The organism is Sinorhizobium fredii USDA 205 (assembly GCF_001461695.1).
Lineage (GTDB): Bacteria > Pseudomonadota > Alphaproteobacteria > Rhizobiales > Rhizobiaceae > Sinorhizobium > Sinorhizobium fredii.
This window is the reverse complement of record NZ_AUTC01000050.1, coordinates 1-3,471: the sequence shown is the minus strand read 5'-3', so window position 1 is coordinate 3,471 and position 3,471 is coordinate 1. Positions and strand designations below refer to the sequence as shown.

Here is a 3,471-nt window from a genome sequence, read left to right as displayed (position 1 = left end):
GGCATCATAGCGGCAACCGCCGGCGCGGGGGCGTCCACATCATCAAGGTGCCAAACAGCAACGCGTCCGCCTGTTCGCTGCGCCAGACCTTCAGCCGGCGCTGAAGTGTTCGAAGCAGTTTGTCGGGGTAATCGCCGGGATACTCGGCCTGCAGTCGCGACAGAAGTTCGCTGCCGGTCCGCCATGGTTCGGCTTCGAACCAATTTCGCACGTCGGTAGTCGCCTCGACGAGAGCACGACGCCGCCGTCCTCTTTTGGTTTTCGCAAGCGGGCGATCCGTCCGCCGGTAGCTCTCTCTTTCCAGTCCGCAAACTCGCCAGGAAAAGGTCGATCGGCTGATCTACCCCGTCAGAGCGCATGGCCGGCGGAGTGTCGGCAAACGCAGCGAGTCGCTCCTGCACGGGCGCGGATATCGCGCAAATAGCGGGACAGGATCTAGCCCGGCGTAGATTTCCTGCAGACGGGAGCGGCTACATCTGACGCGTGAGCGTCGGCAACCAGACGCTGATGCGGCGTAGCCGATAATCTGCCACGGCTCGTCCTCCTATGATTAGGATCGGGTCGGCTCATCCGAGCAACCTTGGAAGTGCAGTGTAGGACGAGCCACTCGGCCACGAAGACAGACATACAGTGTTACGATTAATGTCAGGTTGAGGCTCGTCCTATGTACGACAATGTTGGACACGCGAGACCGCTGCTTGAGTCATTTCGTTGCATTAAGAAGAGTTCTTCCTTTTGGCACGCATATTGCTTCTAGGCATTTGCAGGACACGTCACGGACCCACCTTATCGCGCAGAGATTTCGACATGTTAGCCAATGGTTTCTGCCGAGCCCGCCTTCCGATCATCAAGGGGTGGATCGTTTCAGATGCAGACGTAACCGGCTGCGCGCGCCTGGTCGAGCCGAGGCAGCACAGGGGCATATCTCGCAGTCGAGCCCGGGCCGGCGGCACGACGGCGCCCGAGAACCTCCCCGCCGTGGCGACCTTCGACTCGCTTTATCAAGCGCGATTTGGATCAGACATTCGGGAGCTTGCTTGTCGAATCTTCTCTAATGCCGATTGCCGCAACCACGCCGAAGCCGAGGCAGTAAACTGAGCGTCTGGCGGGGGATTGGATATATGCAACAGGAGGATCTTAAATCATGGCTCACTCTTCGGACCTCGCCCTGTTCCGCCACCGCATCGCCGAGGCACTCCCTTCGGCCAATATTCCAACCCTATTACTCCTTCTGTATCAGTTCACGGGAAAAGAATACTGGCTCACCCCACCGTTTCTTCCCGTAAAGAGTGTCTGGGGCGACAACGATTCAGGGGGCTCGCGGCCGAATTACAGACGGAGATTCGTAATGCAGCACTGGACGCCATCATCTGTTGGCACAGCGGCGCACCAGTCACCAAGCAGGACCTGTCGGAAGAAGAGTTGATCCGCATGCTGACTGTGTCGGAGGCCGAGCCTATCCCGCCAGAATACGCTGACATGATGCTTCATAAGCTACGGAGATATGCAGGCGCCATTCCGGACCCCGTGTCCTTGCCGAAAGGATTTCGTGTACTCATCATCAGGGCGGGCATGTCCGGTGTCGCAGCGGCAATTCGGTTAAGACAATTGGGCATTTCCTACATCCAGGTCGAAAAGCAAGACAGCACCGGCGGGGTCTGGCACGCACATCACTATCCTGGCTGTGGAGTGGACACGCCGGGGCATCTCTACTCGTACACTCTTGCCAGTGGCAACTGGAGCACGTTCTTCCCGTTGCAAAAGGAAATCGACGACTATTTCAACCGTGTTGCCCGGGACTTTGGGATCGAGAGTTCCATCCGCTACGGCACGGAGTGCCTGGTCACCCGCTATGACGAAGAGAGCCTAACTTGGCACTCCCGGTTACGTCTGCCCAACGGCACGGAAGAAACCCTCGTGACCAATGTGGTCCTCTCGGCGGTGGGGGGCTTCACCACGCCGAAATGGCCCAACCTTTCGGGCCTGCGCAACTTCGACGGCCCGGTGGTGCACACCTCGGAATGGGATCCAGAAGTCGCGCTCGACGGTAAACGTGTGGCCGTGATTGGCAATGGCGCTTCGGCAATGCAGGTTGTTCCCGCCATCGCAGATCGGGTGGGTGCCTTGACAATCTTCCAACGCTCACGTCAATGGGTGGCGCCCTTCCCGAAATTTCAAAAACCGGTCCTGGAACCGATGCAGTTCTTGTTCCGCGAGGTGCCACACTATGAATGGCTGTACAGGCTCCGCCTGAGTTGGATTTACGACAGTGAAGTGCATGAGGCCCTGCACAAGGATCCGGCCTGGCCGCATCCGGACCGTTCCGTGAATGCGGTTAACGACCGCGACCGCGAGACTTACACACAATACATCGAGGGACAGCTGGCGGGGCGCCCTGATCTTATCGCCAAGGTCATCCCGTCGTACCCTCCATTCGGCAAGCGGATGCTCCTGGACAATGGCTGGTACAGAACCCTACTAAAGCCGCATGTTACGCTGGTAGACGGAGCTGCTGCGCGTGTTGAGGGCAGGTCGATCCATGCGATTGATGATGAAACGCATGAGGCAGAACTTATTATCGTCGCCTCAGGCTACGATACGACACGATATCTACTTCCGGTTGAGGTAATCGGACGCAATGGTCGGACGGTACGTGACGTCTGGGACGATGATGACTGTCAGGCTTATCTTGGCACCGTTGTGGCGGGGTTCCCAAATTTCTTCATGCTCTATGGTCCCAATACGGCGCTCGGCCATCGCGGCAGCTTCATCTTCACGATCGAGAGCCAAATCGATTATGTACTAAGTGTTCTGCGCCAGATGGGCGAGAAGAGACTTGTCGAAGTAGAATGCCGGCAACATATATATCAACATTACAACCGGAAAATCCAACAAATGCACCAGCAGATGATCTGGAGCCATGAGGGTATGTCCACCTTTTTCCGCAACGACCGGGGCCGAATCGTGACAAACAGCCCTTGGCGTCTGGTCGATTATTGGAAGTTGCTGAAGGAGGCGGATCTCGATGACTACCGTACCATGCCGCAAGTTGATTCCCGATTAGAGACTTCGGGTGTACCGCGAGAGGGCGTTCAACGCCCCGGCTCGCGACTCCGGCGTCGACCTTCTTGACGCGGCGGCTACGGTCAGCAATCGAATGGCGACCGCCGGGTGAGGCCCCCTTCGGCGGTCATATCGAGTGTCTGATCGGCACTCAGACGGGAAAAATCCGCCTCCTGCCAGCCACGACGTTCAGCAAGGCGCAGAAGCTTGACGCGCACAATTCCAAGGGGCATTCGGCCCTCACTTTGCGCGACGCCATGTACCTTCAAACGCCGTCCGGCCGGGCACCGTGACGTGCAACCGGCGAATATCTCCCCTGAGGGGAGTGCACTGCAAGCACCGCGAAAATACGTTTGATTAGTCGTATCCATCCGAGCAGGGCCGCAGGATTTTGAGCGCCGCGCGTGG

The 3,471-nt window shown here is 57.9% G+C and carries 2 protein-coding genes and 1 pseudogene; 1 reads left to right on the top strand and 2 read right to left on the bottom strand.

The features are described 5' to 3' along the window. Positions 1-4 precede the first annotated feature (4 nt). Positions 5-519 (bottom strand): annotated as a pseudogene (locus N181_RS34645) (ISNCY family transposase); the annotation flags it as partial. 912 nt (positions 520-1,431) lie between these two features. On the opposite strand from N181_RS34645, the gene N181_RS06945 reads away from it, so the two are divergent. Further along, entirely contained in the window at positions 1,432-3,132 is a 1,701-nt protein-coding gene (locus tag N181_RS06945) for a flavin-containing monooxygenase (protein WP_234886019.1), read from the top strand. Between the two features lie 14 nt (positions 3,133-3,146). On the opposite strand, the gene N181_RS33675 is transcribed toward N181_RS06945, so the two are convergent. Beyond that, entirely contained in the window at positions 3,147-3,296 is a 150-nt protein-coding gene (locus tag N181_RS33675) for a hypothetical protein (protein ID WP_161623565.1), read from the bottom strand. Between the last annotated feature and the right edge of the window lie 175 nt (positions 3,297-3,471).

What these genes read in the sequence shown, in the direction of transcription:
- N181_RS06945 (WP_234886019.1), top strand. Translation starts at nt 1,432, where the DNA reads ATGCTGACTGTGTCGGAGGCCGAGCCTATCCCGCCAGAATACGCTGAC.
- N181_RS33675 (WP_161623565.1), bottom strand. Translation starts at nt 3,296, where the DNA reads ATGCCCCTTGGAATTGTGCGCGTCAAGCTTCTGCGCCTTGCTGAACGT.